The 2,062-nt window shown below is 47.8% G+C and carries 4 protein-coding genes; 3 read left to right on the top strand and 1 reads right to left on the bottom strand.

Going from position 1 to position 2,062, the window contains the following annotated elements; genetic code table 11:
- From J07HQW2_RS02440 to J07HQW2_RS17305, 3 genes are all read left to right on the top strand, one after another.
- A partial coding sequence (locus J07HQW2_RS02440) for a hypothetical protein (protein WP_021053678.1) occupies positions 1–268 on the top strand: 268 nt, incomplete at its 5' end.
- 283 nt (positions 269–551) lie between these two features.
- Positions 552–680, top strand: a complete 129-nt coding sequence (locus J07HQW2_RS17300) for a hypothetical protein (RefSeq protein ID WP_303703911.1) — start codon at positions 552–554, stop codon at positions 678–680.
- Between the two features lie 73 nt (positions 681–753).
- The gene (locus J07HQW2_RS17305) at positions 754–1,269 is read left to right on the top strand and encodes a hypothetical protein (protein WP_303703912.1); all 516 of its coding nucleotides are present in this window, start codon (positions 754–756) and stop codon (positions 1,267–1,269) included.
- 307 nt (positions 1,270–1,576) lie between these two features.
- Here J07HQW2_RS17305 and J07HQW2_RS17310 read toward each other — a convergent pair whose 3' ends face one another.
- A complete protein-coding gene (locus tag J07HQW2_RS17310) occupies positions 1,577–1,699 on the bottom strand; it encodes a hypothetical protein (RefSeq protein ID WP_303703913.1) in 123 nt (40 codons plus the stop codon).
- Between the last annotated feature and the right edge of the window lie 363 nt (positions 1,700–2,062).

The raw sequence follows: 2,062 nt of genomic DNA on the forward strand, positions 1-2,062 counted from the left end.
TCTTCAAGACCGAGTAAAGCAGGAAGCTGCTGGGTCTATTGGCATCGCTGATATAGGTACCAGACTTGGTGATGAGCCTCCAATAGAATTGGATAAATTTACTAATAATGTCACCGAGAATACATACGGAGAGTTTTTTGAGAGTCCGAACAATCAGGGCGGGAGTAATCTGCTTGCAGGTGAAATCGCAGACACTGTTCGGCTCGCAGCGGTCCCGGATGCAAGAGGAGTGGTCGTCGACGGTGATAGCTTCATACTCCAATTCTGAGAGCGGTCGTCTCGTGTTTATTTTTTCCGACACAACAAAAACAAATATGCAATTCTAAACATGGTGAGTGATGGCTGTGTCTATCCGTGGTAACACTCTTGCTGGTGATTGCCCATTTTACACACCACAGTGCCCATACAAACATCAAGGGTTAGTTGTGAGGCTATTGTAGACCAGAATACCTGATTACGTCAGACGCAGGCTATACTTTTATTGGATACTTGCTAAATTAAACAGCGAAGAGGCAAGTTAGAGGCTGCCCCAAACTACAAGAATTATATCAGTGAACACTGATGAGGAGTCAACTTCCTCAATCGACGGTAGCATCGATACGGATAAAAGTGAGTTGCTTTCTCGTATTAACCGCTTGGAACAGGTAGTCGAATCTCAACAGGAACCGATTGACGAGTAGTCCGACCGGATTGACGATCTTGAGAGTAATCAAGACGAACTGAAGGAAACCATCAATCAATAATCCAAGCGCATTGAGCAGCTCGAAGAGGATCGAGACAGAGCAGGGATCAAGCAGAGACGAAACTGAAGCTACACCATGTTCAACAGTCCGTGAAAGAGGTTTCCGCCGATACAAGTTCAACTACTCTGATAACGGGAACATCGGCATCCAGAAGCATGATTTGACGCCAATTGAGCAATTATTTCGTGCAGAGAATCTCGATGAAGTAATCGACCCACCGAGTGTTCGGCGTGCGGTCTCGTTGTTCAGAAATATCAGTGAGTGGGGCTCCCGTACTCCGAAGGGCATTGTCGTCAAGTCATCAGATCGTCCACTGCAACTCCTCTCAGCTGATCGGGATGAGTCGCTTTGCTGGAAACAGTATTATCGAGCCGCCGAAGCATTAGAGTCGCTGTCTGAAGGAGCATTCACGTTCGTCAACTCCTCGAAGCATGGCAAGATGCTCGTGTTGCATGAACACTCTGAGACGTATCAGCGGTTGGTGAGCGGCGCTCTGTCATCGTCGTCAGCAGGGGCAACGGTATAGCCGTCAGTCGAGCACCAATCGACGAGGTATAGTGTAACTCAACAAACACGCTAGCACTCTTAATTACTGGCAAGACTGGGAGCGACCCACGCATTTTACTATACTACGACAGTGAAACAGAAACGGAGAGACGAGTACTGTGTTCTGACGACGGTGACAGTGAGAGTGGAACCGAGGGCAAGGACATGGACGTGATCCAGTCAATAATCTCCGTCCCACAATCCGAGGCTGCCATTGAAACCTGTCATCGAGAACATCAGGAAGCGCCGGCGTGCCTGTCGATGATGTAATTGATCAGCAGGTTGCATTATGAGAAGAGCCCGCCGCTATCGGATTCCGATTCATCTGCGAGCTCATCAAGTACGAACGACACCTGTTGTTCGAAGGTGAGATGTTCAGCTGGAACGTCGGCACGATTGCTGACGATCAACTCTAGATGTAGTTTACTCCCTTACTTACCCTGGGGCGTGGCATATTCTTGAGTTATTGCTACAGTTATTAAATAGGTGCATGCTCGTACGTACCTGTACATCAATGACTGTCTCCTTATCTACATTCGGGAGTAATGTTACGACCGCCTAACAATTCAGTAGAGCGGCATAACAAAGTGGGAATGGTATATATATGTCTGTAAGTGAGAACCCCTTCGATGGGGCAATCACATCATAATCACACAATCTATGATCCCAAAAGGAAAACTACTCGCGCTTCTGATGATTTTCACCGCTGTTGGCGGTGTCGCGGCTACGGGCGCGTTCACAACTGTTGAAGCAGAACGGACAGCTGATGTCAG

The sequence above is a fragment of the Haloquadratum walsbyi J07HQW2 genome (assembly GCF_000415985.1).
GTDB classification, from domain to species: Archaea; Halobacteriota; Halobacteria; order Halobacteriales; family Haloferacaceae; genus Haloquadratum; species Haloquadratum walsbyi_B.